General features: G+C 65.0%; 21 protein-coding genes. 15 read left to right on the top strand and 6 right to left on the bottom strand.

Features of this window, described 5'->3' with window-relative positions:
• The first annotated feature begins 53 nt into the window (after positions 1–53).
• The 3 genes from BVH06_RS08920 to nadE are packed head-to-tail and all read left to right on the top strand — an operon-like array spanning position 54 to position 2,744.
• Entirely contained in the window at positions 54–707 is a 654-nt protein-coding gene (locus tag BVH06_RS08920) for an isochorismatase family protein (protein WP_075933824.1), read from the top strand.
• Positions 700–1,920 carry a nicotinate phosphoribosyltransferase gene (pncB, locus tag BVH06_RS08925; protein ID WP_075932291.1) on the top strand — a complete coding sequence of 407 codons (1,221 nt, stop codon included), beginning with the start codon at positions 700–702 and terminating at the stop codon, positions 1,918–1,920. The genes BVH06_RS08920 and pncB overlap by 8 nt, the downstream gene beginning before the upstream one ends.
• On the top strand, positions 1,917–2,744 hold the full coding sequence (nadE, locus tag BVH06_RS08930; RefSeq protein WP_075933825.1) for an ammonia-dependent NAD(+) synthetase: 828 nt from the start codon (positions 1,917–1,919) through the stop codon (positions 2,742–2,744). The genes pncB and nadE overlap by 4 nt, the downstream gene beginning before the upstream one ends.
• 21 nt (positions 2,745–2,765) lie before the next feature.
• On the opposite strand, the gene BVH06_RS08935 is transcribed toward nadE, so the two are convergent.
• Positions 2,766–3,695, bottom strand: coding sequence for a LysR family transcriptional regulator (locus BVH06_RS08935; RefSeq protein WP_075932289.1), 930 nt, complete (start codon positions 3,693–3,695; stop codon positions 2,766–2,768).
• Between the two features lie 299 nt (positions 3,696–3,994).
• Here BVH06_RS08935 and BVH06_RS08940 point away from each other — a divergent pair, with 299 nt between their 5' ends.
• From BVH06_RS08940 to BVH06_RS08955, 4 genes are read left to right on the top strand one after another with little or no spacing between them, the layout of a single operon-like run.
• Positions 3,995–5,326, top strand: coding sequence for a DUF3100 domain-containing protein (locus BVH06_RS08940; protein WP_075933826.1), 1,332 nt, complete (start codon positions 3,995–3,997; stop codon positions 5,324–5,326).
• Between the two features lie 13 nt (positions 5,327–5,339).
• A complete protein-coding gene (locus tag BVH06_RS08945; RefSeq protein WP_218189491.1) occupies positions 5,340–6,230 on the top strand; it encodes an NAD(P)-dependent oxidoreductase in 891 nt (296 codons plus the stop codon).
• Positions 6,227–7,732 carry an aldehyde dehydrogenase family protein gene (locus BVH06_RS08950; RefSeq protein WP_075932288.1) on the top strand — a complete coding sequence of 502 codons (1,506 nt, stop codon included), beginning with the start codon at positions 6,227–6,229 and terminating at the stop codon, positions 7,730–7,732. Before BVH06_RS08945 ends, BVH06_RS08950 begins: the two co-directional genes overlap by 4 nt.
• A gap of 20 nt (positions 7,733–7,752) precedes the next feature.
• A complete protein-coding gene (locus BVH06_RS08955) occupies positions 7,753–8,925 on the top strand; it encodes a M20 aminoacylase family protein (protein WP_139315600.1) in 1,173 nt (390 codons plus the stop codon).
• A gap of 61 nt (positions 8,926–8,986) precedes the next feature.
• On the opposite strand, the gene BVH06_RS08960 is transcribed toward BVH06_RS08955, so the two are convergent.
• A complete protein-coding gene (locus BVH06_RS08960; RefSeq protein ID WP_075933827.1) occupies positions 8,987–10,330 on the bottom strand; it encodes an MATE family efflux transporter in 1,344 nt (447 codons plus the stop codon).
• A 146-nt stretch (positions 10,331–10,476) separates the two neighbouring features.
• On the opposite strand from BVH06_RS08960, the gene BVH06_RS08965 reads away from it, so the two are divergent.
• The 3 genes from BVH06_RS08965 (at position 10,477) to BVH06_RS08975 (ending at position 14,468) form a co-directional block, all read left to right on the top strand.
• Positions 10,477–10,980, top strand: coding sequence for an RNA polymerase sigma factor (locus tag BVH06_RS08965; protein WP_256562819.1), 504 nt, complete (start codon positions 10,477–10,479; stop codon positions 10,978–10,980).
• Positions 10,977–11,924: a FecR domain-containing protein gene (locus tag BVH06_RS08970; protein ID WP_083651945.1), complete on the top strand. Its 948-nt coding sequence runs from the start codon at positions 10,977–10,979 to the stop codon at positions 11,922–11,924. The genes BVH06_RS08965 and BVH06_RS08970 overlap by 4 nt, the downstream gene beginning before the upstream one ends.
• Positions 11,925–12,065: 141 nt before the next feature.
• Positions 12,066–14,468 (top strand): TonB-dependent receptor, encoded by a 2,403-nt coding sequence (locus BVH06_RS08975; RefSeq protein WP_075933828.1) that lies wholly within the window; start codon positions 12,066–12,068, stop codon positions 14,466–14,468.
• 60 nt (positions 14,469–14,528) lie between these two features.
• Here the strand turns inward: BVH06_RS08975 and BVH06_RS08980 are convergent, their stop codons facing one another.
• The 4 genes from BVH06_RS08980 to BVH06_RS08995 all read right to left on the bottom strand — a co-directional run bounded on the left by BVH06_RS08980 (position 14,529) and on the right by BVH06_RS08995 (position 20,752).
• Positions 14,529–16,910: a TonB-dependent siderophore receptor gene (locus BVH06_RS08980; protein WP_083651948.1), complete on the bottom strand. Its 2,382-nt coding sequence runs from the start codon at positions 16,908–16,910 to the stop codon at positions 14,529–14,531.
• A gap of 87 nt (positions 16,911–16,997) precedes the next feature.
• Positions 16,998–17,927 (bottom strand): FecR domain-containing protein, encoded by a 930-nt coding sequence (locus BVH06_RS08985; protein ID WP_075933830.1) that lies wholly within the window; start codon positions 17,925–17,927, stop codon positions 16,998–17,000.
• Complete coding sequence (locus tag BVH06_RS08990) at positions 17,924–18,478, bottom strand: RNA polymerase sigma factor (protein WP_218189492.1); 555 nt, start codon at positions 18,476–18,478, stop codon at positions 17,924–17,926. The genes BVH06_RS08985 and BVH06_RS08990 overlap by 4 nt, the downstream gene beginning before the upstream one ends.
• 114 nt (positions 18,479–18,592) lie before the next feature.
• Entirely contained in the window at positions 18,593–20,752 is a 2,160-nt protein-coding gene (locus tag BVH06_RS08995; protein ID WP_075933831.1) for a TonB-dependent receptor domain-containing protein, read from the bottom strand.
• Between the two features lie 301 nt (positions 20,753–21,053).
• Here BVH06_RS08995 and BVH06_RS09000 point away from each other — a divergent pair, with 301 nt between their 5' ends.
• Genes BVH06_RS09000 through BVH06_RS09020 form a run of 5 tightly spaced genes read left to right on the top strand, consistent with a single transcriptional unit; the run spans position 21,054 to position 26,162 of the window.
• Complete coding sequence (locus tag BVH06_RS09000) at positions 21,054–22,133, top strand: ABC transporter substrate-binding protein (protein ID WP_075932282.1); 1,080 nt, start codon at positions 21,054–21,056, stop codon at positions 22,131–22,133.
• A complete protein-coding gene (locus BVH06_RS09005; RefSeq protein ID WP_075933832.1) occupies positions 22,114–23,109 on the top strand; it encodes an ABC transporter permease in 996 nt (331 codons plus the stop codon). The genes BVH06_RS09000 and BVH06_RS09005 overlap by 20 nt, the downstream gene beginning before the upstream one ends.
• A complete protein-coding gene (locus BVH06_RS09010; RefSeq protein ID WP_075932280.1) occupies positions 23,103–23,894 on the top strand; it encodes an ABC transporter ATP-binding protein in 792 nt (263 codons plus the stop codon). The genes BVH06_RS09005 and BVH06_RS09010 overlap by 7 nt, the downstream gene beginning before the upstream one ends.
• 31 nt (positions 23,895–23,925) lie before the next feature.
• Positions 23,926–24,846: an aliphatic sulfonate ABC transporter substrate-binding protein gene (locus BVH06_RS09015; RefSeq protein WP_075933833.1), complete on the top strand. Its 921-nt coding sequence runs from the start codon at positions 23,926–23,928 to the stop codon at positions 24,844–24,846.
• Positions 24,843–26,162: an LLM class flavin-dependent oxidoreductase gene (locus BVH06_RS09020; protein WP_218189493.1), complete on the top strand. Its 1,320-nt coding sequence runs from the start codon at positions 24,843–24,845 to the stop codon at positions 26,160–26,162. Before BVH06_RS09015 ends, BVH06_RS09020 begins: the two co-directional genes overlap by 4 nt.
• Positions 26,163–26,179: the final 17 nt, after the last annotated feature.

A 26,179-nucleotide genomic window follows, 5' to 3' on the forward strand; every position in this document is an offset into this window, starting at 1 on the left:
TGGAATATGTGTCCACCCCGCAGCGATGCGGCTCCATGTAGAGGAGGTGCCAGATGAAGATCGCCACGTTCGATGTCGATGCGCAAAAGGGCTTCACCAGCCTGTGCCCCGATGAGTTGCCGGTGGCCGGCGGCCATGAGATCGCCGCGCCGCTCAACGACATGGCGCGTCGTGGCACCCTGCGCCTGGGCAGCAAGGACGCCCATGCCCCCAACGCCCTGTGGGTGGTCGACAGCCACGACCAGATGCTGCAGCCCCTGAGCCACGCCAACGCCGATCTGACCTGGGTCAGCCACTGCGTGCCGGGTACGCCTGGCTTCGAGCTGCTCGATGAGCTGCCGGCGCCAATCGACTATGACTTCTTCGTGTGGAAGGGTGTCGAACCTGATCTGCACCCTTACGGCGCCTGCTTCCACGATCTGGCCGGCAAGCGCAGCACGGGCGCCATCGAGTACCTGAAGGTGGCCGGTGTCGAGGCCGTGGTGGTCGGCGGGCTGGCCCTGGACTTCTGCGTGAAGAACACCGCGCTGCAACTGCGTAGCGCCGGCCTCGAGGTGTTGCTGTATCTTCCGGCGTGCCGGGCCATTTCCGAAGCCGGCGCGACGCAAGCCATCGATCAGATGCGCGCGCAGGGCATCATCATCTGCGCCGATGGCGGAGCGCTCGACAACGAGCTGGCCCGCCTCGAGGAGAGTGACCATGAGTGAGAGCGTATTCGCCCCCAGCATCATCCAGAACCTGCTGGACACCGATTTCTACAAGCTGACCATGATGCAGGCGGTGCTGCACAACTACCCCAACGCCGAAGTGGAGTGGGAGTTTCGCTGCCGCAGCAACGAGGATCTGACGCCCTACCTGGCCGAGATCCGCTACCAGATCGAACAGTTGGTCAACACCTCGATCACCCCGGATCAATTGGCCTACCTGGAGAAGATCCCGTTCATCAAGGCCGACTTCATCCGCTTCCTCAGCCTGTTCCGCTTCAACATGCGCTACGTGCATGTCGGCACCGACGACGCCGGCCAACTGGCGATCCGCGTGCGCGGCCCATGGCTGCACGTGATCCTCTACGAGATCCCGCTGCTGGCGATCATCTCCGAGGTACGCAACCGCTATCGCTACCGCGAAGTGGTGATCGAGCAGGTGCGCGAGCAGCTGTATCGCAAGCTCGACTGGCTCAAGGGCGAAGCCACTGCCGATGAACTGGCGGGCTTCCAGGTGGCCGATTTCGGTACCCGCCGGCGCTTCTCCTACCGTGTGCAGGAGGAAGTGGTGAACATCCTCAAGCATGATTTTCCGGGCCGTTTCGTCGGCACCAGCAACGTGCACCTGGCCCGCGAGCTGGAGCTGCGGCCTCTGGGCACCATGGCCCACGAGTGGTTCATGGCTCACCAGCAGCTCGGCCCGCGGCTGATCGACAGCCAGAAGGTGGCGCTGGAGTGCTGGGTCAAGGAATACCGCGGCCTGCTCGGGGTTGCCCTGACCGACACCATCGGCATGGACAGCTTCCTCGGCGACTTCGATCTGTACTTCGCCAAGCTGTTCGACGGCCTGCGCCACGACTCCGGCGACCCGCTGCTGTGGGCCGAAAAAGCCATCGCCCACTACGAGAAGCTGGGCATCGACCCGATGAGCAAGACGCTGATCTTCTCCGACGGCCTGACCCTGCCCAAGGCGCTTGAACTGTACCGCGCGCTGCATGATCGCATTCATGTGAGCTTCGGCATCGGCACCAACCTGACCTGCGACATCCCCGGTGTCGAGCCGATGAATATCGTCATCAAGATGATCGACTGCAACGGCCAGCCGGTGGCGAAGATCTCCGACACGCCGGGCAAGACCCAGTGTCGCGACCCGAACTTCGTCACCTACCTCAAACACGTTTTTCGTATCGACGCGAATCAGGGAGCTTCCTCATGAGCAATCGCCAAGCTGAAATCGCCAACGCACTGGGCGTGATCGCGCCCTTCACCTCGGACGCCGACGTTGACGCCGAGATCGCCAAGCGCATCGCCTTCATCAAGAACACCCTGACCGCCTCGCGCACCAAGGTGCTGGTGCTCGGCATCAGCGGTGGCGTGGACTCCTCGGCGGCTGGCCGCCTGGCGCAGCTGAGCGTCGAGCAACTGCGCAGCGAGACGGGCGATCAGGCCTACCGCTTCGTCGCCATCCGCCTGCCGCACAACGTGCAGCACGACGAGTCCGACGCCCAGGCCGCGTTGGCCTTCATCGCCGCCGACGAAGTGCAGACCATCGACATCGCCCCGGCGGTCTCCGGCCTGGCCAAGCAGATCGGCGAGCTGGGTGAGCTGACCTCGGCGCGCCGCGACTTCGTGCTAGGCAACACCAAGGCGCGCATGCGCATGCTGGCCCAATACACCGTAGCCAACGCCCGCAACGGCCTGGTGATCGGCACCGACCACGCCGCCGAAGCGGTGATGGGCTTCTTCACCAAGTTCGGCGACGGCGCCTGCGACCTCGCGCCGCTCAGCGGCCTGGTCAAGGGCCAGGTACGGCGCATCGCCGAACGCCTGGGCGCGCCTGCGTCGGTGTTCTCGAAAGTGCCGACCGCCGACCTGGAAGACGAACGCCCCGGCATCCCGGACGAGCAGGTGCACGGCGTCAGCTACGAAGACATCGACGCCTTCCTGCAGGGCAAGCCGGTCAGCGACACCGCCTACCAGGCGATCGTGCAGACCTACGACAAGACCCAGCACAAGCGCGAGCTACCCTTGGTGCCCTAAGTGCATACCAATGCGCCTCTTTCACTGGGGCGCGTCTGCTGCGGGTGGGCGAAACGCCGTCATATCGCGCAAGCAGAACGCAACGAATTGATTTGCAGCCGGAGACAGATGACGGCCCGCGCGGGTGATCAGGTGAGCTTCGGCACTTTTCAGGGTGTCGTCGAGAATGGGTATGGCATGCAGCTCCCCCAGTGAAAGCTCGTGGGATATCGAGAAGGGGGGAAGTAGCGTGATGCCTTGGCCTGTGGCGACGAAGGCCTTGAGCACGGAAATCTGATTGGTGGTCAGGACTGCATCGAGGCGAACTTTCCGTGAATATTCCACATGGCCCAGTAGCTGACGAATCCCGTAGCTTCCATTCATCAGTGCAACTGGCCAGCGAGTCAGCTCCTCGAATTGCAAATGGGGAGCGTTGCGTAGCGCGTGGCTGTTGCCGACGACGGCGCACATCGGCTGTACGCAAGCGCCGCGCGTGACAATGCGTGAGTCCGCAGGGGCGTTGTAGACGAGCCCCAATTCGGCATCGTCTTCGCTGATGCGCCGCAGGATTTCGGTGGTGCCGGTAATATCCACCGACACCGTGATTTCCGGATACTGCTGACGAAATCGCCTCAGTGGCCCGCGCACCAGGTCCTGTACGAAACCTTCTCCGGTAACCACCGAAACCGACCCACTACGCAGGCCGCGCATGAGGTCGATCTTCGACAGCATATCGGAGCGGTGGGCCTGTTGTTGCCGTGCGTAGTCGATCAGCAGAAGCCCCGCAGGCGTGGGCACGATTCCCCTTCGATTTCGCTCGAGCAGAGCAACGCTCAATTCCTCCTCAAGTAACGCAATCTGCCGGCTGACTGCCGAAGGCGCAATGGCCATCTTCTCGGCTGCGGCGCGAATGGTGCCGCATTTCACCGCCTCGTAGAGGTAGATCAGCCGCTGTTCGTGAAAGGACTGCATGGATTATTCCTCCACCTGGTTACCGGGCGAGCGGCCGCTGAAGAACTCTGGTCAAGCCGCAGACAGCGAGGGACAGCCTTCGCTCTGTGTTCTAAAAAACAGAACAAAATACATCAAATGCGATATTTCATCGTTGCTAAATTCCGCTCAAGCGTTGCCGGGATACCGCGACGCCGCATGCAGGCCTGGCCGAAAGGTTCGCTCTGCATGACAACAATAAATGCGATTGAACAATTCAATTCCTGCCATTTCGATCACTTGGCCAGTGCCCATGCGCTGGCGCGTCAAGGGGAACGCCTATGCCTCCTATTTCTGCTTGTTCGCAGCAAAACGTCAGTCAGTTGCGGCTGTATGTGCTGGCTATCGTCATTGTTCTGATCGCGGAAGCGCTCGGGCCACTGTCTATCCCACTCGGTATTGGCAAGGTGGTTCTTTTGCCGATGATATGGGCGTTGCTCATGGGCTTGGCATTGGGGATCTGGCATAGCCGCTTGCCTGGCGTCGCCCGTGTCGATCTGCCCATGCAGTTCCAGGCGTCCGCCATTTTGCAGCCGGCGCTGCTGATCTTCATCGCTAAACTGGGGCTGCTGGTCGGCGGGGCCTTACCGAAGTTGGCCGAAGCGGGCTGGGGCCTGCTGCTCCAGGAGTTCGGCAATCTGTTCGGTTGCGTGCTGCTGGGCATGCCGGTGGCATTGCTGCTGGGCATCAAGCGCGAAGCCGTCGGTGCGACTTTTTCCATCGGCCGTGAACCGGGCCTGGCGATTATTGGCGAGAAGTTCGGCATGGATTCGGCCGAGGGCCGTGGCGTACTCGCCGAGTACGTGACCGGCACGCTGATCGGCGCCATCTTCATCTCGATCTTCGCCGGCTTCGTCACCAGCCTCAATGTGTTCCATCCCCTGGCCCTGGCCATGGGCGCCGGGGTTGGGTCGGGCAGCATGACGGCCGCCGCAGTGGGCGCCATCGCCGCGCAACAGACGCCCGAGATGGCCAAGGACGTGGCGGCTTTCGCCGCTGCCAGCAATCTGATTGCCACGACGCTGGGCACCTATCTGACGTTGTTCGTCTCCCTGCCGTTCGCTGTCTGGGCCTACCGCGTGCTGGAACCAGTGCTGGGGCGCCGGCATAGCGGTGAAGTCGCCACGGCCCCGAGCGAGATGGAGCGTGCCGCCGCCGGCATGAGTGTGCCCGATCTCAAGTGGCTGGAGCGTCTGCTCGCCTGGGCCGTAGTCGGGGCCATGGTGCTGTTGGGCAATTGGGTCGGTTTCGGTGTACCGATTCTGGAGGCCCTTCCGGGTGTGGCGCTGATGATCGGCGCAGTGATCATCGGTGATCTCGTCTACCGCGGTCTGGGCCGCAAGATTCCAGCCGTGTGCTGGGTATCGCTGGTGGCCATGGGCATGACCTTTCCTGGTTTCCCGTTGGCCGGCGTGGTCAGCGAACTGACCGGCAAGGTGAGCTTCCTGGCATTGATTACACCGATGCTGACCTTCGCCGGCTTGTCGCTGGCCAAGGACCTACCTGCATTCCGCCGTCTGGGCTGGCGCATCGTGGTCGTGTCGCTGCTCGCCAATGCCGGCGTGTTCCTCGGCGCCGCGTTCATCGCGCAGTTCTTCGTGCATACGCTTTAAACCAGGAGAGATCATGAACCAAGCATTTCCAGACATTCAGCGCGTTGCCGTCATCGGCCTGGGCAACATGGGCGCCGGCATGGCGCTGAGCCTGCAGCGCGCCGGTTTCTCCGTCAGCGGCTTCGACCCGTCACAGGCCGCCCGCGAGAGGCTGGCCGGCAAGGGCGTCACGCTGTTCGATTCGCTAGCCGAGTTGGTGGCGCAGGCGCAGGTGATCGTGCTGTCGCTGCCGACGTCCGACATCATCGAACGTGTGGTGCTGGGCGAGGAGGGAATCGTCGCCCACGTTCGCCAGCCGACCATCCTGCTCGACACCTCCACCGCCGATCCGACCAGCACGCGGCGCATTGCCGAGGCGCTGGTGAACAGCGTGCTGACGCTGGTCGACGGCCCCGTCAGTGGTGGGCCTAAGGCGGCCCATGGCGGCACCATGACCATGCTGTTGGGCGGCGATGAAGCGGTGCTGGCACAGCTCTCACCGGTGCTCGATGCGCTGACCGGCAAACGCGTGCGGGTCGGTGAGGTGGGCGCCGGGCATTCGGCCAAACTGCTCAATAACCTGCTGTGCGGCATGCACCTGCTTGCCGCTGGTGAGGCCATGCGCATCGCCCGTGGAGCCGGTCTGGAGCCCGAGGAAATCCTCAAGGGCATCAACGCCGGTTCGGGCCGCAGCGGCGTGACAGAAGTGAACTACCCCACCTGGATACTCAACGACGCCTTTGATTCGGGGTTCACCATGAAGCTGATGCGTAAGGACCTGCGCCTGGCGGCCGACCTGATCGCCCGATCCGGCGCCGGCGTGCCGCTGGCCGAGGAAGCGTTGCGCCTCTGGCAAACATCGTCGCCGGCGATCGCCGATGCCGACGACTTCAATTGCATCGTCAACTACGAGGAACAGCGATGAACAGCGCCGAGCAGAAAATCACCGAGGCTTTTGGGGTGTTCTTCACCGAAGGGCAGTCGGTGGGATCCTACATCGCCGGGCACCTGCACGCTGGTAGTGCGCAGCCCATCGCTCTCAAGCAAGCCGCTAGCGGTCAGGACAGCCTGACCTATGCCGACGGTGGTGCCGAGGCTGCCGAAGCCGCCGTGACCGCTGCCCGTGACGGGCAGGCACGCTGGTGGGCGATGACTCACGCCCAGCGCGGGCGCCTGATGTTCGCGGTCGGCCAGCGTGTTCGCGCCAGCGCCGAACAGCTGGCGCGCCTGGAGTCGGTCAGCTCTGGCAAACCGATCCGTGACTGCCGCGGCGAGGCCATGAAAGTGGCGGAAATGTTCGAGTATTACGCCGGCTGGACCGACAAGCTGCATGGCGAGGTCATCCCGGTACCGACCTCGCACCTCAATTACACGCGGCGTGAGCCCATAGGCGTGGTGCTGCAGGTCACTCCCTGGAATGCGCCTTTGTTTACCGCCGGCTGGCAGATTGCTCCGGCCATCGCCATGGGTAACGCGGTGGTGCTCAAACCCTCCGAGCTGACGCCGTTCACCTCGCTAGCACTGGCGCGACTCGCCGAAGAGGCCGGCATCCCGACGGGCGTCATCAACGTGCTGGCCGGTTACGGTCACAGTATGGTGCCGGCTGCCCTGGCTACCGGGCAGATCGACAAGCTGGTCTTCGTCGGCTCGGTGCCGACCGGCGCCAAGGTCGCCGAGGCGGCGGCACGTCATCTGGTGCCGTGCGTACTGGAGCTGGGCGGCAAGTCGGCCAATATCGTCTTCGCAGATGCCGATCTCGACCGTGCCGTGCTCGGTGCTCAGGCGGCGATCTTCGCCGGGGCCGGGCAGAGTTGCGTGGCTGGCTCGCGCCTGCTGGTGGAGCGCAGCATCCATGACGCCTTCGTCGAGCGCTTCGCCGCTGGCGCCGCGCGCATCCGCGTCGGTGATCCCGAGAGCGACGGCACCGAGATCGGCCCTATCTGCAACCAGGCCCAGTATCAACAGGTGCGCGAGCTGATCGAGCAGGCGCAACGCGAGGGCGCGCGGCTGGTGGGCACGCCACCCCAGGCCGGACAGGGCTACTTCGTGCATCCCACCGTGCTGGCTGATGTGCGCAACGACATGAGCATCGCACGCACTGAAGTGTTCGGGCCGGTGGTCGCGGTGATTCCCTTCGACGACGAGGAGCAAGCCATCGCCATCGCCAACGACACTCCGTTCGGCCTGGCGGGTGCCGTGTGGACGCGCGACGTTGGCCGCGCCCACCGCTTGGCCAATGCCGTGCGCGCCGGGACTTTTTGGATCAACGGCTACAAGACGATCAACGTGGCGTCGCCGTTCGGTGGTTATAAGCACAGCGGCTACGGTCGCTCCAGTGGCGTCGATGCGCTGCGCGAATACACCCAGATCAAGAGCGTGTGGGTGGAAACCGACAAGGAGCCGGCGACGGCCTTCGGTTACCTGTGATGCCAGGAGAGAGGACGATCATGAGCACTATCGATACGCTGGATACCGGGCAACTGCAAAGCTGGCGGCACGACTTTCACCGCCATCCGGAAACCGCCTTCGAAGAACATCGCACCAGTTCCCGGGTCGCCGAACTGCTGCGCCAGTGGGGCCTGAGCGTAGAGACCGGCATTGCCGGTACCGGCGTGGTGGCCACGCTGCAGGGCACGCGTGGCGATGGCCCGGCCATCGGCCTGCGCGCCGACATGGATGCCCTCCACGTGGAGGAGCTCAACGCTTTCGCCCATGCTTCCAGCCACCCCGGCCGCATGCACGCCTGTGGCCACGACGGGCACACCACCATGCTGCTGGGGGCGGCCCAGGCATTGGCCGCGCAGGCGGATTTCGCCGGGCGCGTTCATTTCATCTTCCAGCCGGCCGAGGAAAACGAGGGCGGCGCGCGGGCGATGATCGAGGCCGGCCTGTTCCAGCGCTATCCGGTACAGGCGGTGTACGCCTTGCACAACTGGCCGGGCTTGCCGGTCGGCGAGGCAGCCGTGCATGCGGGGCCAGTGATGGCGGCGTTCGACATCTTCACCCTGACCCTGCGTGGCCAGGGTTGCCATGCCGCCATGCCCCATCTGGGCAAGGACACGCTGCTGGCCGGCTGCCAACTGGTGACCCAGCTGCCGGCGCTGATCGCACGGGAGAACCAGGCGCACCAGCCCGCGGTGCTCAGCGTCACCAGCTTCCATGCCGGCGACACCTACAACGTGATGCCCGAGCAGGTGCAACTGCGCGGTACCCTGCGCTGTTTCGACATGGGCCAGCGTGCCACGATCGAGCAACGGCTGCGCGACGTGATCGCCTCGGTGGCCACCTTGCACGGCCTGAGCGCCGAGCTGGACTACCGTGTCAGTTACCCGGCGACCGTCAATCACCCGGCCCATGCGGCGCGGTGCGCGGCCGTGCTCGAAGAGGTACTGGGCAGCGGTCGGGTGCACCGCGACCTGCCGCCGAGCATGGCTTCGGAGGACTTTTCGTTCATGTCCCAGGCGTGCGCCGGTGCCTACATCTGGCTGGGTAACGGGCAGGACAGCGCGTCGCTGCATAACCCGCGCTACGACTTCAACGACGCCTTGCTGCCACTGGGCGTGCAGTACTGGACGGCGCTGGTGCGCTCGCTCTTGGGCGCCGATGGCGTGCCGGGCTGACGGCTGAACCGGTCATCTTATCGCTCAGGTGCTAAGCACCCCAGTGCAGGTCAATCTCCTGTTAACTGCCCGGCGCCGCCAGCCACTGATCACGCTGCGCCAACCGCCAAGCCAGCACGCCAAGGGCCAGGCCGCGCAAGGCCATGAAGGCCAGAAAGGCGATCCACAAACCATGGTTGCCGAACCCCTGCAGCGCCAGGGCGATCGGCAGGCCGATGGCCAGGGCCACGAGCATGGCGTTGCGCATTTCGCGGGCGCGGGTAGCGCCGATGAACAGGCCGTCGAGCAGGTAGCTCCACACCGCGAACAGTGGCAATAGGGCGAGATAGGGCAGATAGTGGCCGGCGGTCTCGCGCACCGCGGCGATATCCGTTTGCAGGTTGACGAACAGGTGGCCGCCGACGGCGAATGCCACGGCGAACACCAGGCTGGCCAGCAGCGACCAGATACCGGCGACGATGAGGCTGCGCTTGAGGGCCAGGCGATCCCGTGCGCCGATGGCATGGCCGCATAGCGCCTCGACCGCATGGGCCAGGCCATCCAGTGCATAGGCGGTGATCAACAGGCCGTTGAGCAGCAGGGCGTTGGCCGCCACCGTGGCGTCGCCCAGCCGCGCGCCCTGGATGGTGATTAGCAGGAACACCGCCTGCAGCGCCAGCGAGCGCAGGAAGATATCGCGGTTCACCGCCAGCAGCGCGCGCCAGCTCTGCCACTGGGCCATCGCCGCCCAACGGGTGTTGCCCGGGTGGCGACGCAGGGCGCGCCGCGCCAGCGTCAGGCCGACCAGCAAACCGCCCCATTCGGCCAGCACCGCAGCGCGGGCGGCGCCGACTACTTCCCAGTGCAGCCCGAGCACGAACCACAGCGACAGCACGATGTTCAGCAGGTTGGTGACCAGCAGCATCACCAGTGGTGCGCGGGCGTTCTGGGCGCCGAGCAGCCAGCCGATCAGCGCGTAGTTGGCCAGCGCTGCGGGCAAGCCGAGCAGCCGCGTGTGCAGGAAATCCCGGGTCAGGCCATCAAGTTCGGCCGACGGGTTCATCAGGCCCAAGGCCAGGCCGCTCAAGGGAACCGCCAGCGCGCCGAGCAAGAGTGCCAGCAGGGCGGCGAGCAGCAGGCCCTGCACCAGCACCTGGCGCAGCGCACCACCATCGCCGCGCCCGCAGGCCTGGGCGGCGAAGCCGGTGGTGCCCATGCGCAGAAAACCCAGCACCCCGACGATCAGGATGTACAGGCTGCTGCCCACCGCCACGGCGCCCAATTGATGCGCATGGGGCAGGTGGCCGACCACCGCGGTATCGACCAGCGCCACCAGGGGTACGGACAGGTTGGAAAGGATCATCGGCGCCGCCAGCGCCCAGACCTTGCGGTGGGTTGGCGCATGGCGCCAGGCATCACGGAACATGGGTCACTCCCTGCAGGCTGCGCAGTATAAGGGCGTTACCGATTCCAGGCGCGTGACTGCGGTAGAAGGCTGCCCGTCGCATCGCATTGAAAATTGTTCGCAGCGGATATATGTTCGCAACCCTTTCCCGGCACGAGATCCCCCGAGTGCGCCCGCCCCGCGACAGCGATGCCCAAGACGGCCAGTTCCAGCGCCATGCCGGCGAGCTGCTGCGTTTCTTCACGCGGCAGGTCAAGTGCAGCGAGTTGGCGGCCGACCTGCGCCAGGAAACCTGGCTGCGCTTCCAGCGCCGTGGCAGTGACGAAGTGGGCAACCTGCGGGCCTTTCTGTATCGCATCGCCCGCAACCTGATCATCGATCACCTACGTCAGCAGCAGGCGCGGCCCGTGCAGGAAGACGTCCCGGTGGAGCTCGCTTGCGAGCAGCCCGGCCCCGAACAGATCGTGGGTGACGGGCAGCAGCTCGGCCGGCTGCAGGGTATCCTTGAGGACTTGCCACCCCACCTGCGCCAGGCGCTGCTGTGGAATCGCCTCGACGGCCTGACGCAAAAGGAGATCGGCCAGCGCCTCGGAGTTTCCGAAAGCATGGCCGGGCGCTATATCCTCAAGGCCCTCGAACACTGCCAGCAGAAAATGGATTGGATGCCGTGACCGCCGACGCTTCGCTTCTCGCCCAGGCCAGGGAATGGCAGGTACTGCTGCATTCCGGGCGCGCCACGGTGGCCGATCACCTGGCTGCCAAAGCCTGGCGCGAACGCTCGCCGGCTCACGAGCAGGCTGCCCGCGACGTGGATCGGCTTTGGGCATTGCTGGGCCAGGTGCAGCAGCCTGCGACCGTGCAGCCCGTTGCCGCGCCAGCCCGGCGGCCGGCGCGCCGACGCCGCGCGCTGCGCTGGAGCGTACCGATGGCCAGTGCCGCGCTGTTGCTGCTGGCCCTGTGGCTACCCCAGGGCGCCTGGCTCGGCTGGTACGCCGACGTGGCGACGGCGCCCGGCGAAGTACGCACCCTGGAACTGGACGATGGTTCGATCCTCACCCTCAATGGCGCCACGGCGCTGGACTGGACGCTCGGCAAAGGACGACGGGAAGTACGCCTGTACCGCGGCGAGGTGGATTTGCAGGTCGCCAAGGACGCCAGCCGGCCGTTCATCGTCGAGGCGGGGCCGGCGCGCATTCGGGTCACCGGCACGCGTTTCGATGTCGACTACGATGGCCGCGACGTGGTGTTGGCCGTGACCGAGGGGCAGGTACAGGCCAGCGATTCAACGGACCAGCCGCTGCCAGTGGGCGCCAACCAGCAGGTGCGCTGGAGCGGTGATCACCTGCAGGCGGTGCAGCCACTGGATGCCCGTCAGCAGTTGGCCTGGCAGCGGGGCAAGCTGGTGTTTCGCGCCCAGCCGCTGAGCGAGGTGTTCGCCGCGCTGGAGCGCAGCCAGCGCCAGCGGGTGATCTTTCTCGATGACAGCGTGCGCGAGTTCAAGGTTACCGGCGTGTTCGCCCATGACGACCCCCAGGCCGTGCTGCGCGCCATCGAAAGTGCCCTGCCGGTACGCCTAATGCGCCTGCCCGGTTTATTGCTGGTCAGCCGGGCCTGATCCGCCGCCGCACGATTCGCAGCATTGGCGGGCGCAGGAAAATAATCGTGGGTGCGGTTCAGAAACGTGCGGGTGTTTCGTCTTCCTCTCTGCAAATGCGACTTCTTCGCATGACCTTATGCAGAACACAGGAAATTCAGCATGCGCCTGACGCGTACTCCTCTCTGGCAAGCCATCGCCACCGCCCACCTGCTGCTCGCCGCCACCGGTGCCTCGGCCCTGGAGTTCGACCTTCCGGCCCAGCCGCTCGACGCAGCGCTGACCGACTTCGCCGAGCAGGCCAACGTGCGCTTGCTCTACGATGCCAGTCTGACCCCCGGCGAGCGTCAGGCGCCGGCCCTCAAGGGCGACTACTCGGTGGACGAGGGCCTGCAGCGGCTGTTGCAGGGCAGCGGCCTGAGCTATCTGATCGGCGCCGACGGCACGGTCAGCCTGGTGCCGCTGAGCAGTGACGCCGGCTCGCTGCAGCTCGACGCCACCACCGTCAGCGGCCAGGCCGATGGGCGCCTGGATCTGCCGGTCGAGTACGCCGGTGGCCAGGTCGCCCGCGGCGCGCGGATTGGCATGCTGGGCAATCAGGATATGCAGGATGTGCCGTTCAGCTTCAGTAGCTATACCTCCGACTTGATCAAGAATCGCCAGGCGCAGAGCCTGGGTGACGTCCTCAACAGCGATTCGGCTGTGCGACAGTCCTACGGCTTCGGCAACTTTTCGCAAGTGTTCGTGATTCGCGGTTTCCAGCTGTATAGCGACGATATCGCCTTCAACGGCCTGTACGGCATCCTGCCGCGGCAGATCATTTCGGCCGAGTCCGTCGAGCGGGTCGAAGTGTTCAAGGGCGCCAATGCCTTTCTCAATGGCTTTGCGCCCGGAGGGAGCGGCATCGGTGGGGCGATCAATGTCGTGTCCAAACATGCTGAGGACACACCGACCCGAAGTATGACCGTGGACTACGGTAGCGACAGCCGGGTCGGTACGCACATCGACCTTGGCCAGCGTTTCGGCGAGGACAATCGTTTCGGTGTGCGCGTCAACTTGGCCAAGCGTGAAGGCGAGAGTGCCATCGACGACGAAAGCAAGCACTTCACCCTGGCGGCAGTCGGTCTCGACTATCGGGGTGACAGGTTGCGGGTTTCGACCGATTTCGGCTACCAGAAGCAGCGGGTCAACGAAGGGCGTTCTCCGGTGTACCTGGATCTCTCTGGTACGACCTTACTGAACGGCAAAGTACCGAAAGCGCCGGACTCGAAGGGTAACTATGCACAACCCTGGAGCTGGTCGCAGTTGGAAGACACCTATGCGATGGCCAGTGCCGAGTATGACCTGAGCGAGAACTGGACCGCCTACCTGGCTGCGGGCGGCAAGTACACCCGCGAGAACGGCATTTATGGTTCTACCTATGTTTACGCCATGGACGGTGCCGCCCGCGTAGGGCGACTGTATTCGCCGCTCGACCAGGAGACTCGCAGTGCGCTGGCTGGCGTGCGGGGCAGTTTGAGCACCGGCCCGGTGAGCCATCAGCTCAACCTGGCGGTTAACGGCCTGTGGACGGAAAAGAAAAACGCTTTCGAGTCCACGGCAGCAGGAAGCCGCCGATTCGGCAATCTCTATGATCCGGTAGTCGTTGCCGAGCCGGTGGCCACTACCCGGGCGGGCGATATCCATGATCCGGATACTACGGCCAAGGTGCAGAACCGTAGCCTGGCTGTGTCCGATACGTTGGGGTTTCTCGATGACCGTGTGTTGTTGACGCTGGGCGCTCGCCGACAGTCCATTGGCTCGGATGCCTGGAGTGCCGCAAACCGCTCCCGTACCGCGAACTATCAGGAGAGCATCACCACGCCGGCCTATGGGCTGGTGGTCAAACCCACCGAGTACCTGTCGTTCTACGCCAACCGGATCGAGTCGCTGCAGCAGGGACAGACGGCTCCGTCTACTGCCAATAATCGCAATGAGGTGTTCGCACCCTATCGAGCCAAGCAGACCGAGGCTGGCATTAAGTTGGACTGGAGCCTCTACGGTGGAAGCCTCGGTGTCTATCGCATCGAGTTGCCGCAGGGCGTATTGGGTGGCGATGGCAACTACCGGGTGGACGCACAACAGCGTAACCAGGGCGTTGAATTGAGCGTGTTTGGTGAGCCGATGCCAGGCCTGCGTTTACTGGCCGGAGGTACCTGGATCGATTCTGAGTTGAGCGGTGGCGTCAGTGGCACAGAGGGTAACCGCGCTGTCGGCGTGCCCGAGTTTCAGTTCAACCTGAGCGCGGATTGGGACGTTCCGGGAGTTCCCGGTCTCGCGCTCAACGGCTTGCTGCTGCGCACCGGCGGGCAGTTCTACGATTCTGCCAATAACTACAGCATCCCGGCCTGGACGCGTGTCGATCTTGGCGCCCGCTACGCCTTCAAGGTCGAGCAGCGTGGCGTGACGCTGCGTGCTGGCGTGGAAAACGTGGCAGGCAAGGATTACTGGGCCTCCACCAACGGCGGCTACCTGACCCAGGGCGAGCCACGTACGCTCAAGGTATCGGCCACTCTGGATTTCTAACTCCTGCTCATCGCGACGAATCGTGACGCCCGAGGACTGCTGTCCTCGGGCTCGTGCCAACTAGAACGTCAACCGCAGCCCCAGCGTCGCGTTGCGCGGTGTGCCGTAGTAGGCCGTGGACGTGCCGGTGTAGTACTCCTTGTCGAGCAGGTTGTTGACGTTGAACGTCGCGCTGAGCTGTTCGGTGATGGGGTAACGGGCCATCAGGTCCACGACGGCATAGCTGTCCTGAGTGAAGCGCACGCCGTTCGGGCCGGAGCCGTCCGTATAGGCCGCGTTCTGCCAGTTCACTCCGCCGCCCAGGGTCAGGCCGTTGCCGATGTTTTCCAGCAGGTAGCTGGTAAACAGCTTGGCGGTGTTCTGCGGGATGTTGGTGTTGAGCGCGCGGCCGTCGGAGTCCTGCACGATATTGCGAGAGAAGCTGGTGCTCAGTTGCCAGTTCGGTAGCAGCTCGCCGGTCAACTCCACCTCGAAACCGCGGGTCTTGGTGCCGGATTCGGCGCGGTAGGCCTGGTCACCATTGGGGGCCGTCTGCCCGTCTATGGCGACGGCAAGATTGTCCTGCTCGATCTGGTAGATCGCCGTGGAGAAATTCAGGCGGTCTTCGAAGAACCCGGCCTTGATGCCGGCCTCGTAGCCTTTGCCTTCCAGTGGGTCGATGAACGCCCCGCTCGCCGTACGCCGATTCTGCGGTTTGAAGATGCTGGTGTAGCTGGTGTAGACCGACCAGGTGTCGTCGAGGTCGTAGACCAGGCCGGCGAAAGGCGTGAACACGCCGGTCTCCTGGCGGCGCGACACCTCATCGTCCGAGCCATAGTTATCGGTCTTCTGCACGCTCTGCCAGTCGGTGACCCGGCCACCGAGAATCAGCGAGAGCTTGTCGGTAGCACGCAGGCGAACGCTGCCGTAGGTGGATTCCTGGCGCTCGTTGTAATCGGTGCGCCCGGTCACTTCGAAGTCCGGCTTGGCTGGTGTCTTGCCGTCCCACCCGTAATAGCTGGGGATCGAGCCCATGTACCAGAGCCGGTAGTTATCCGCCTTGTAGTGGGTTTGCTGACGTGCGTGGCCGATGATCAGGTCATGGCGCTGGCCGAAGGCCTCGAAGGCGCCGCTCAGATTGAGGTCGAGGCTGTCCTGTACCGGTTTGGCCGCCCAGCGTCCGCCGTAGGTCTGACCGCCCGTTCCCGTCTGGCGGTCGGGGAAGGCCCAGGCCGAGGCATGGCCGATCACCTCGTCGTAGTCGTAACGCCCGCGGTTGAAGGTGGCCATGGCTTTCCAGTTCTCGTTCAACTGGTGTTCCAGGGAGGCGAAACCGTTGGTGTAGTGCCGCTCGGAGTAGCCCCAGGCGGTGGCGGCCGAATCCGATCGAGACCAGTCGGTACGCGAGCCATCGCTGTAAAAGAGCGGCAGGCCGAGGCGCGCGTGATTGTTGGCGTCGTGGTGCTGCACGTCAGCCCCTACGGTGAGCAGCGTATCAGGCGTCAGATCGGCCTCGACGATGCCGTAGAGCACCTTGTGGCGCTCGTTGAGGCGGTCGATATGCGAGCCGGCGTCGCGGTAGGCGGCGACCATACGCGCTCGTACGGTACCGCTTTCGTTGAGCGGGCCGCCGCTGTCCAGTTCGATCGAATTGTTGTCCCAGGAGCCGGCCTTCAGGCCGATGCTGCTTTTCCATTCGCTGGTGGGGCGTTTGCGCACCAAGTTGATGGTCGCGCCGGGCGTGCCGACGCCATTGGTCAAGCCGGTGGCACCGCGGATCACTTCGATACGGTCGTAGATCGCCAGGTCACTGCTCTGGAAGATCGAGGCATAGCTGCTGTTGAGCAGTTGCACGCCATCGATCTGGTAGTTCTCCACCTCGAAGCCGCGGGAGTAGATCGGGCTGCTGTCCGAGCCGCTGTTGCCGCCCTGATGCAGGCTCAGCCCCGGCGCCTGGCGCACCGCGTCGGTGAGCTGCGTGAGGTTCTGGTCATCGAGGCGCTGGCGACTGATCACACTTACCGACTGTGGCGTTTCGCGCAGTGTCAGCGGCAGCTTGGTCGCCGTGCTGGTCGAGCCGGTGGTGTAGGAACCGGTGCCGTCGGTGGTGTCGCCCAGGCCCGTGCCGGTGATGCTGGTGGCGTCCAGTTGCAGCGAGCTGCCGAGGTCGTCACGGGTGATGATCAGGGTGTTGCCAGCGTGCTGGTAACTCAGGCCGCTGCCGGCCAGCAGCCGTTGCAGCGCCACCGTTGGCTCCAGCGTGCCATTCACGGCGGGCGCCTGCAGGTGGCCGGTCAGGCTGCTGTCTGCCGCGATGCTCAGGCCGGCGGCTTCGCCCAGTTGGCGCAGGGACACGCTCAATGGCTGGGCCGGCAGGTTGAGCTCGACCGGCGCGGCCAATGCAGGCGCCACCAGCGCGACGCTGACGACGGCCAGCAGGTTGCGCAGGGAAGAGTGGGGCATCAGGACATCCTTTTCAGAGTCGGGAGTGGGATGCCTGACTGACGGCGCTCGGTGGATTTCCCCTGATGCGTGGCCGACGAACGGTCGTCAGCGCGGGCGCAGTTCGGTGTGCTGCGCGCCCTCGCTGACCCGCACCGGGGCAATGTTCGGCAGGGCGCGGATGAAGTCCTCGACATCGCTCAGTTGCAGCACGGCGCTGATGCGCGGCTGTGGATAAGTCGCCTGGGTCGCTACCGGGCGTTCGCGGTAGCGCGACAGGCTGGCGGCGATTTCACCGAGGTCGGCGTTCTCGAACACCAGGTTGCCGCGGGTGAAGGCCAAGGCATTGCTGGCGGCCAGGTCGACCCTATGCAGATGGCCTGCGCCATCGACCTCGATCACCTGGCCGGCGCCGACCTGCCAGACTTCATCGGGCTGGCGGCTGCTGGCCACTTCGACCAGGCCGTGGTCGACGCTGACCCGCAGGCGGTCCGGCAGGCGGTTGACCACGAAGCGGGTGCCGCGCACGGTGATCTGCGCCAGGCCGCTGTCGATCACGAACGGCCGGTACGGGTTGCGCGTTACGTCGAACAGTGCCTCACCCTGGCGCAGATCGACCTGGCGCTGGCGCCAGCTGTAGCGCACGTCGATTTCGGTGGCGGCATTGAGCTGCAGCTCGCTGCCATCACGCAGGGTGATCTGCTGGCGCTCGCCGATCGGTGTCCGCAGTGCCATTTCCTGGGGGCTCAGCCGGTAACCGAGCCAGCCGGCAGCGGCGGCCAGCATCAGCAGCAGCGCACAGGCGCCGCGGCGCAGGTAGCCTGGCCGTTCGCGTTGCTGGTGCTCCATGGCCTGGGCGAGGGCTTCGGTTCGGCTGGTGCTGCCGAAGTCATTCCACAGCGCTTCGAAGGCGCTGTACTCCTCGGCATGTTCGGGGTTCGCCGCCAGCCAGCTGCGAAAGGCCGGTTGCTGCGCCAGGCTGGCGTCACCGCGGATGCGCAGGAACCAGGCGGCCGCCTGGGTGGTGGCGTCACTCATGGCTGCAGCAGGTCGCGGGCGCGACGCAGATCGATCAGCGCGCGCATCATGTGGCGCTCGACCATGTTCAGGCTGATGCCCAGGCGCGTGGCGATGTCGGGCTGCGTGTAGCCTTCGATGCGCGCCATCCAGAATACCTGGGCGCAGCGCTCCGGCAGGCAGTCGAGGATGCGCTGCAGGGCCTGCAGGCGTTGCTGGATATCGAGCAGGTGCTCGCACGAGGGCGCCACCTGGCCTGGTGCCACGTCTTCGGGGTTCTGATCTTCGAGCGATTCCAGGCGCGATTCGCTGCGGTAGCAATCGATCAGCACCGAATGCGCAACTCGGCGCAGGTAGGCGTTGGGCTGCTCGACGGGCCGGCGGTGCTGGGCCAGGGCGAAGCGCAGCAGGGCGTCGTGCAGCACATCGTAGGCGCGCTGCACGCAGCGGGTACGTCGACTAAGGCTGATCAGCAGGTCGCTATAGGCCCAGCCCAGGTCGATGCCTTGCCAGTTGACCTGGGCAGGCTCGCGAACAGCGGCAATGTTGGCCTGGAGCGCGGCAGTCGACACGGTGAATCCTCTGGCTGGCGGAAGCGGCCAGAGGATAGGCATTTGTCAATGATTCGTAAATAACAATTATTGCTATTTGAGCGCGAGCCGTTCGGCGTGCCGTCGAGCAATCGGTCAGTTGAAGCTGTAGGAAACCCCGACGAACGCCCCGAAGCCTTCGCCCGGAGTCGAGCGGGCGGCGTCGGCGCCGTTGTCGTCGTAGCCCGGTGTGACGGTGGCGGCGTAGCGCTTGTCGGTCAGGTTGCGCAGGTCCAGCCAGGTTTGCCAGTCGTCTTTCGGCGAGGCGTAGCCCAGGGTCGCGCCAAAGATCGCGTAGGCATCGGCGTAATAGGAATTGGCGTAATCCACTGCCACCTTGGAGGCGTACTGGGTGTTGAGCCCGGCGTAGAAGCCGCTCGGGTGGTCGTAGCGCAGCTCGGCCTGGTAGTAGTGGCGGGGCAGGCCGGGCAGGCGATTGTCGCCAAAGGCGCCGTCGTCGCGGTAGTGGAAGTCGCTGAAGGTGTAGGCCTGGCGCAAGGCCAGGGCGCCAGTTGCGCCACCATTCCACAGCGGGCTATCGAGGCCCAGCTCGATGCCCTGGTGGACGGTGGGGCTGGCGTTTGCCTCGGAGAACACGTTGCTCTCCACTGGTACGGTCAGCAGTTCGTGGCGCACTAGGGAGTAGTAATAGGCCGCATCCCACTGGCCCAGGGCCGAGTCGCCACGGCCGCCGATTTCGACGCTGGTGGCGGTCTGGTTATCCAGCGAGATCGGCGCGCGCTGGCGGGCACTGTACGGCTGGTTGCTGTTGGGGAAACGCAGCGGCGAACTCCAGAGCATCGACCAGGCGTGGGGCGGTTCGACCGAGCGGCTGACATTGCCGTAGAGCTGCACGTCCGGGTTGAGCTGGTAGCGCAGGCCGATACGCGGCGCGTAATCCCAAGTGTGCTCGCTGAGCTTGTCATCGGTGGCTGGCCAGGTCACTTCTACTTCACGGCGGGTATAGATCAGCGCCAGACCGCTGGTCAGCCACAGGTCGGGGGCCAGCTCGGTTTCGTTGCCGATATGCAGCACGTTGTCCGAACCCAGGTGCTCGTAGGCGCGCATCAGGGTGCCGGCCGGGTAGGCGGTGCCGCCTACGTTGATCGGCAGCGCGGCATTCTCCCTGGACTTGCTGCTCGGCAAGTTGGTGGTGCTACGAAAACCGACGGTGGTGCTGCTGTCGAGCCCGAACAGGCTGTGGCGACGGGTGTAGTTCAGGGTGCCGCTCACGTCGCTGTAGTCCACGCGCACCCGATAGGTGTTGCCGTTGGGCGAGCTGTTCTCGATGATATCCATCGGGTAATGGTGATAGGCCAGGCCAGCCACCAGGGTGGAATCGTCATCGATCTGCCAGGTGGTCTTGTTGGCCAGCCAGGTGCTGCCGGGTTGATCGCGGTGCGCATCGATGCGCAGGTTATTGGTAGCCGCCGCCCGTGGGTCGTGCTCGATCTGCGCTTTGCTCAGGCGCCCCGGCACCTGGTGCTCGGTCTCGCGATAACGCAGGTAGAAGCGCGTTTCCAGATTTTCGTTGAGGCGATAGCCGATGTTGGCGGCCACGCCCTGGCCCTTGCCTGATGCGTGATCCTGATAACCGTCGTAACGGCTGTCGGTGACGTTGACGTAGTAATCGAAATCGCCCAGCACCTGGCCGGAGCTGACGCTGCGCTTCTGGTAACCGTGGCTGCCGGCTTCATAGCGCAGTTGCAACTTGTCGGCATCACGGCCTGTGCGCGTGATGTAGTCGATGGCGCCACCCAGGGCCAGGGAGCCCTTGTCGAAACCATTGGCACCGCGCAGCACTTCGGCGCGGCTTAGCCACAGGGGTTCGAGCAGCTCGTAGGGCGTGCCGCCGGAACCGGTCAGCGGTAGGCCGTCGAGCATGATGTGGTTGCCGGAGGCATGGGAGCCGGGGCCACGGTTGATGCCCGAGCCACGGATGGCGATCTTGATGCCCTCGTTACCCGGCGACTGCGCATACACGCCCGGCTGGTAGGCCAGCACATCGGCATTGCCGGCCACGCGGCCTCTTTCGACGCGAGCCATATCAACCAGATTGGTGCCGCCGGGTACTCGCTCGAGTTGCTCCTCCGCCGCCTGCTGCTCGGTCAGCGCCTGCTCGGTGATTTGTACGCCTTCGAGCTGCAGGCTGCCCTTCGCGGTTTCGGCATGGGCGGCAGGCAGCGCCGCCCAACCTAGCAGGCTGGCAGCCAGCAGGTGACGTGGGCGCAGGGCGTACGGGGGCAGGCAAGGCATTCGGCAGGTTCTCCGTGGAGCGGCATTTGGAATAGCGCGGGGTAGGACGGTGGCTCGTTGCGATAAGCCACGTCTGGCAGTTGGCAATTCGCTAATGGTGCCGGGGTTCTCGGGATAGCGGATGGGTTAACTTTCTCGTTTGGCATATTAGGTTATGCCTAAATTGAATTTCCCTGTGGATCGTCAAGCCGATACCGTCTAAGGCCTTCCCTGTGACGCTGGCTGCAAAAGCCTGCCGAAGCACCTTATCCGCACGCTACCCGACCACGCGGCGCATGCACGACTCTCTTATGGAGGCGCCATGCCCATCTCTGTGCTCAACCGTCGTCAGTTGCTTGCCCTGGCGGGTACCGCCACCGCGGCGGCGTTCGCCAGCCGCTTCGCCTGGGCCGATGCCGGTCATGCTGGCCACGGTGCCCATGCCGGCCACGGCACGCAACCGGTTGGCAGCGGTCTGGATCTTGAGAGCGATCGCTGGGTCTTGCCCGAGCCGCGCAAGATCAAGCTGGCCACCAACCTCAATGCCGTGTGCCTGGCGCCCGTGGCGGTCGCCGACAGCCAGGGCATCTTCAAGCGCCATAATCTGGAGGTCGAGTTCGTCAACTTCGGCAACTCCACCGAGGTGCTGCTCGAATCCATGGCCACCGGCAAAGCCGATGCCGCCACAGGCATGGCGCTGCGCTGGCTCAAGGCGCTGGAGCAGGGCTTCGACGTCAAGCTGACCGCCGGCACCCACGGCGGTTGCCTGCGCTTGCTGACCCTGGACGACGGCCCGAAAAGTTTCGAGGCGCTGAAGGGCACCACCATCGGCGTCACCGACATGGCCGCGGCGGACAAGAACTTCTTCTCGCTGATGCTCAAACGCCATGGTGTCGACCCGGTGCGCGACGTGACCTGGCGGGTGTACCCCATCGACCTGCTCAGCGTCGCCCTGGAGAAGGGCGAGATCCAGGCCGCTAGCGGCTCCGACCCGCTGATGTACCGGGTCAAGCAGCAACCAGGCTTCGCCGAGCTGGCGACCAACATGATCGAGGAGTACGCCAACATGAGCTGCTGCGTGGTCGGGGTCAGCGGTGAGCTGGCGCGCAACGACACGCCGGTGGCGGCGGCCATCACCCATTCGATCCTGCAGGCCCATGCCTGGGCGTCGCGCAACCCCGATGCGGTGGCCGAGGAGTTTCTCAAGTTCGCCATCAACACCTCCAAGGAAGAGGTGCACGCCATCCTCACGGAGCACACCCACGGCTACTACTCGGTGGGAAATACCTTCGTGAAGGAGATTGCGGTGTACGCCCGCGACCTGAAGAACGTCGAGGTGCTGCGTCCGCGTACCGATCCCCTGGAATTCGCGGAGAGTATCCATGCCGACGTATTCGCTTGAGCAACGCCAGGCGCAGCCGCGCGTTGCCACGCCACTCTGGCGCGGCGGCCTGCTGGCAGCGCTGGCCTGGATAGCCTTCGCCCTGTTCACCGCGTTCTACCCCGATGGTGGCAAACCCTGGCCCTTCACCCGGGAGCTGGCTTATGTCGGCGCTGGCGTGGGCGGGCTGCTGGCGCTGCTCGGTATTCTGCCGGGGCCGTTCGGTCGGCTGGTGGAGCGCCTGCGCCCGGCAGGCGCCTGGTTGGCGGCGCTACCCGTGCTGCTTGGCGTGTGGTTGCTGGTCACCGCCAAGGTGGTGCTGCTGCCGGTGCCGTTCTTCGCGCCGCCCCAGGCGCTGATCGAAGTGTTCGTCGATGACTGGTTTCGCCTTGGCGAAAGCCTGCTGCATTCGTTGTGGCTGCTGGTCAACGGCGTGGTGGTGGGCGGCATCGCCGGTTTCATCGCGGGTGTGGCGATTGGCTGGTCGCATCGCATCGGCTATTGGGTTCATCCTGTGCTGCGCATCCTCGGGCCGATTCCCTCCACCGCACTGCTGCCGATCTGCTTCTTCTTTTTCCCTACCAGCTGGAGTGCCAGCGTGTTCCTGATCGCCGTGGCGACCTGGTTCCCGGTCACGGTATTGACCTGGTCCGGCGTGGCCAGCGTCGACAAGGCGTACTACGAGGTGGCCCGAACCCTGGGTGCCAATTCGCGCTTTCTGGTCTGGCGGGTGGCGATTCCGGCTGCATTGCCCCACGTGTTCGTCGGCCTGTTCATGGGCCTCGGCGCTTCGTTCTCGGTGCTGGTGGTGGCCGAGATGATGGGCGTCAAGGCAGGCCTCGGCTGGTACCTGCAGTGGGCCCAGGGCTGGGCCGCCTACGCCAACATGTATGCGGCGCTGCTGGTGATGGCGCTGCTTTGCTCAGGGCTGATCACCCCGTTGTTCATCGTTCGTGACCGGGTGTTGTCCTGGCAGAAGGGGGCGGTGAAATGGTGAACGTCGCAACCGCTCACACGCCTCAGGCTGCTGGCATGAGCCTGGATGTCCGCGGCCTCAGCCATGCCTTCGATCTGGGCGACAGCCGCCTGCCGGTGCTCGACAAGGTCGACCTGCGTCTGGCACCCGGCGAAAGCGTCGGCCTGCTCGGGCCGTCCGGCTGTGGCAAGTCGACCCTGCTGCGTCTGGTCGCCGGCCTGGAGAGCTTGCAGAGCGGCAGCCTGCTGGCCGACGGCGCCGCGCTTGCCGGGCCGCATCACTCGCGGGTGCTGGTGTTTCAGGACCCGACGCTCTACCCCTGGCGCAGTGTGTGGAACAACGTCGCCCTTGGCTTGCAGGCGCGCGGCCAGCTCCGGGAGCAGCAGCATCGGGTCGACGAAACGCTGCGCAAGGTTGGCTTGCTGGAATTTCGCGAGGCATACCCGCGCCAACTCTCCGGCGGCATGGCGCAGCGTGTGGCGCTGGCCCGCGCACTGATCAACGAGCCGCGCCTGCTGTTGCTCGACGAGCCACTGGGCAAGCTCGACTCGCTGACCCGCATCGCCATGCAGAGCGAGCTGATTCGCCTCTGGCAGCAGCAGGCCTACAGCTCGCTGCTGGTAACCCACGACGTCGAGGAGGCGCTGCTGCTCTGCGACCGCGTGCTGGTGTTCTCGGCGCGCCCGGCGCGGGTGCTGGCCGAGCTCGAGGTCGAGCGCCCCTATCCGCGTCGCCGCGACGATCCGCGTCTGCTCGAGTTGCGTCATCACGCCTTGCAATTGCTGGGGCAGGGCAGCGATTGGTGAGCATCCACTTATTTCCTGTTGGAGCCGTTCAATGAAGATCCGCACCGGCCTGTCGGCCCTGTTGCTGTCCACCCTGTCGCTGGCAGTCTCCGCCGCTGAGCTGACCATCGGCGACCAGCGAGGCAATGCGCGCGCCGTCATGGAGGCGGCCGGCGTACTCGATGGTCTGGATTATCAGATCCAGTGGCGCGAGTTTCCCAACGCCGCCCCGCTGCTCGAAGCCTTGCGCGCCGGCCACCTCGATGGAGGCCTGGTCGGCGAAGCGCCGCTGACCTTCGCCGCAGCGGCCGGGCTGGAGGCCAAGGCGATTCAGGCGGCGAGCTACCTGGGCAACGCGCTGATCATCGGCGGTAATGCCGGTATCGTCTCGGTCGCCGACCTCAAGGGCAAGAAGATCGCCGCGGTCAAAGGTTCATCGGGCCAGGCGCTGGCGCTCAATGCCCTGGCGCGTGTCGGGCTGAAACCAGGCGACGTGACCTTCGTCAACACCACGCCCTCGGAGGCGACCCTGGCCTTGAGCAACGGCAGCGTCGATGCCGTCGCCACCTGGGAGCCCTACGTTTCCTTCGCCGTACAGCAGAGCGGCGCAAAGATTCTCGCCGACGGCAAGGACTACCCGAGCCTGAATTACCTGGTGGCCGCCAATACGGCGTTGCAAAGCAAAAGCGCCGAACTCGAGGATTTCTCCGCACGGCTGGCCCAGGCGCGGGTCTGGGGTGCGGCACATCCCGAGCCCTACGCCAAGGCCATTGCCAGCCTGCTCAAGCTGCCTCAGGCGGTGGTGCTGGGCAAGGTGCAGCGTGAGGTCAACACGCCGCAGACCGACCTCGCCGCCGTGCGCGCGCTACAGCAGGCGACCATCGACCTGTATCAGCGTGAAGGCTTGATCCCGCGGAGCTTCCCGGCGGACAGCGTGATCGAGGCGAGCTTCTTCGCGGAGCGAGCGCCATGATGCACCTGGCGCTGTACCTGGAGGCCGGTACCCACCAAGGTGGCTGGAGGCACCCGCATTCGGCCTCCACCGGCTCGGTCGACTGGCCGTTGTACAAGACCATCGCCCGACGCGCCGAGGCGGCCTGCCTGGACATGCTGTTCGTGGCCGACAAACTGTCGATCGACGACAACTATGGCGGTCACTTCGCCGAAACGGTGCGCTACCGCCCGGTGGTGCGGCCCGAGCCGCTGACCCTGCTGTCCGCTCTGGCAGCGGTGACCGATCGCATCGGCGTGGGCGGTACGGTGTCGTCGTCCTATGCGCTGCCTTACAGCGCGGCGCGCATGCTGGCCAATATCGACCACATCAGCGGCGGTCGTGCGGCCTGGAATCTGGTGACCTCGGTCAGCGATGGCGAGGCACGCAACTTCGGCCGTCAGCAGCACTACGGCCATGCCGAGCGGTATGCCCGTGCCGGGGAGTTCATCGATGTGGTGCAGAAACTCTGGGACAGCTGGGGCGACGAGGCGCTGCTGCTCGACGCACAGCGGGGTGTGTTCGCCGACCCGGATGCCTTCCATTACCTGCACCACCGCGGCGAGTTCTTCGATATCAAGGGGCCGATCAATATTCCGCGTCCGCCCCAGGGCCAGCCGGTGCTGATCCAGGCCGGGGTGTCCGAGGCGTTTCTCGATCTGGCGGCGAAGAACGCCGAAGTGGTGTTCGTGGTGCATCCGCAACTGGAGCGCGCCAAGGCGTTCTACCGTCTGCTCAAGGACAAGGCACGCAGCCATGGCCGCGACCCGGACACGCTGAAGATCCTGCCCGGCATCGTGCCGGTGGTGGGCGAAACCCATGCAGCGGCGCTGGCCAAGGATCGTCTGCTCAAGGAGCTGATTCGCCCCGAGGCGGGGTTGAGCTTCATGTCCGCCAGCATGAACCACGACCTGGCGCAGTACCCGCAGGAGGGGCCCTTTCCGGATATCCGCGAGGCCATCACCGGCAGCAAGGGGCGTTTTCAGTACGTGATCGAACAGGCTATCGAGCTGGGCCTGACGGTCGGGCAAACGGGCAAGCGCTACGCCGAGAGCCTCAGCTTCTTCTCACCGGTCGGCTCGCCCGATGGCGTCGCCGAACAGCTCGCCGAGTGGTACCGCGCGGGTGCCTGCGACGGCTTCGTGATCCTGCCGCCGTATCTGGAAGCGCAGGGCGATCTGTTCCTCGAAGGCGTGGTGCCGGCTTTGCAGGCCTCGGGGTTATTCCGTACCGAATATCCTGGTCAGACTCTGCGCGACACCCTCGGCCTGGCCCGGCCGGCGAGTCGGTTCGCCTGAGCGGGCCAACAACCTCG

It is taken from the genome of Pseudomonas sp. PA27(2017), assembly GCF_001945445.1.
GTDB lineage: Bacteria > Pseudomonadota > Gammaproteobacteria > Pseudomonadales > Pseudomonadaceae > Aquipseudomonas.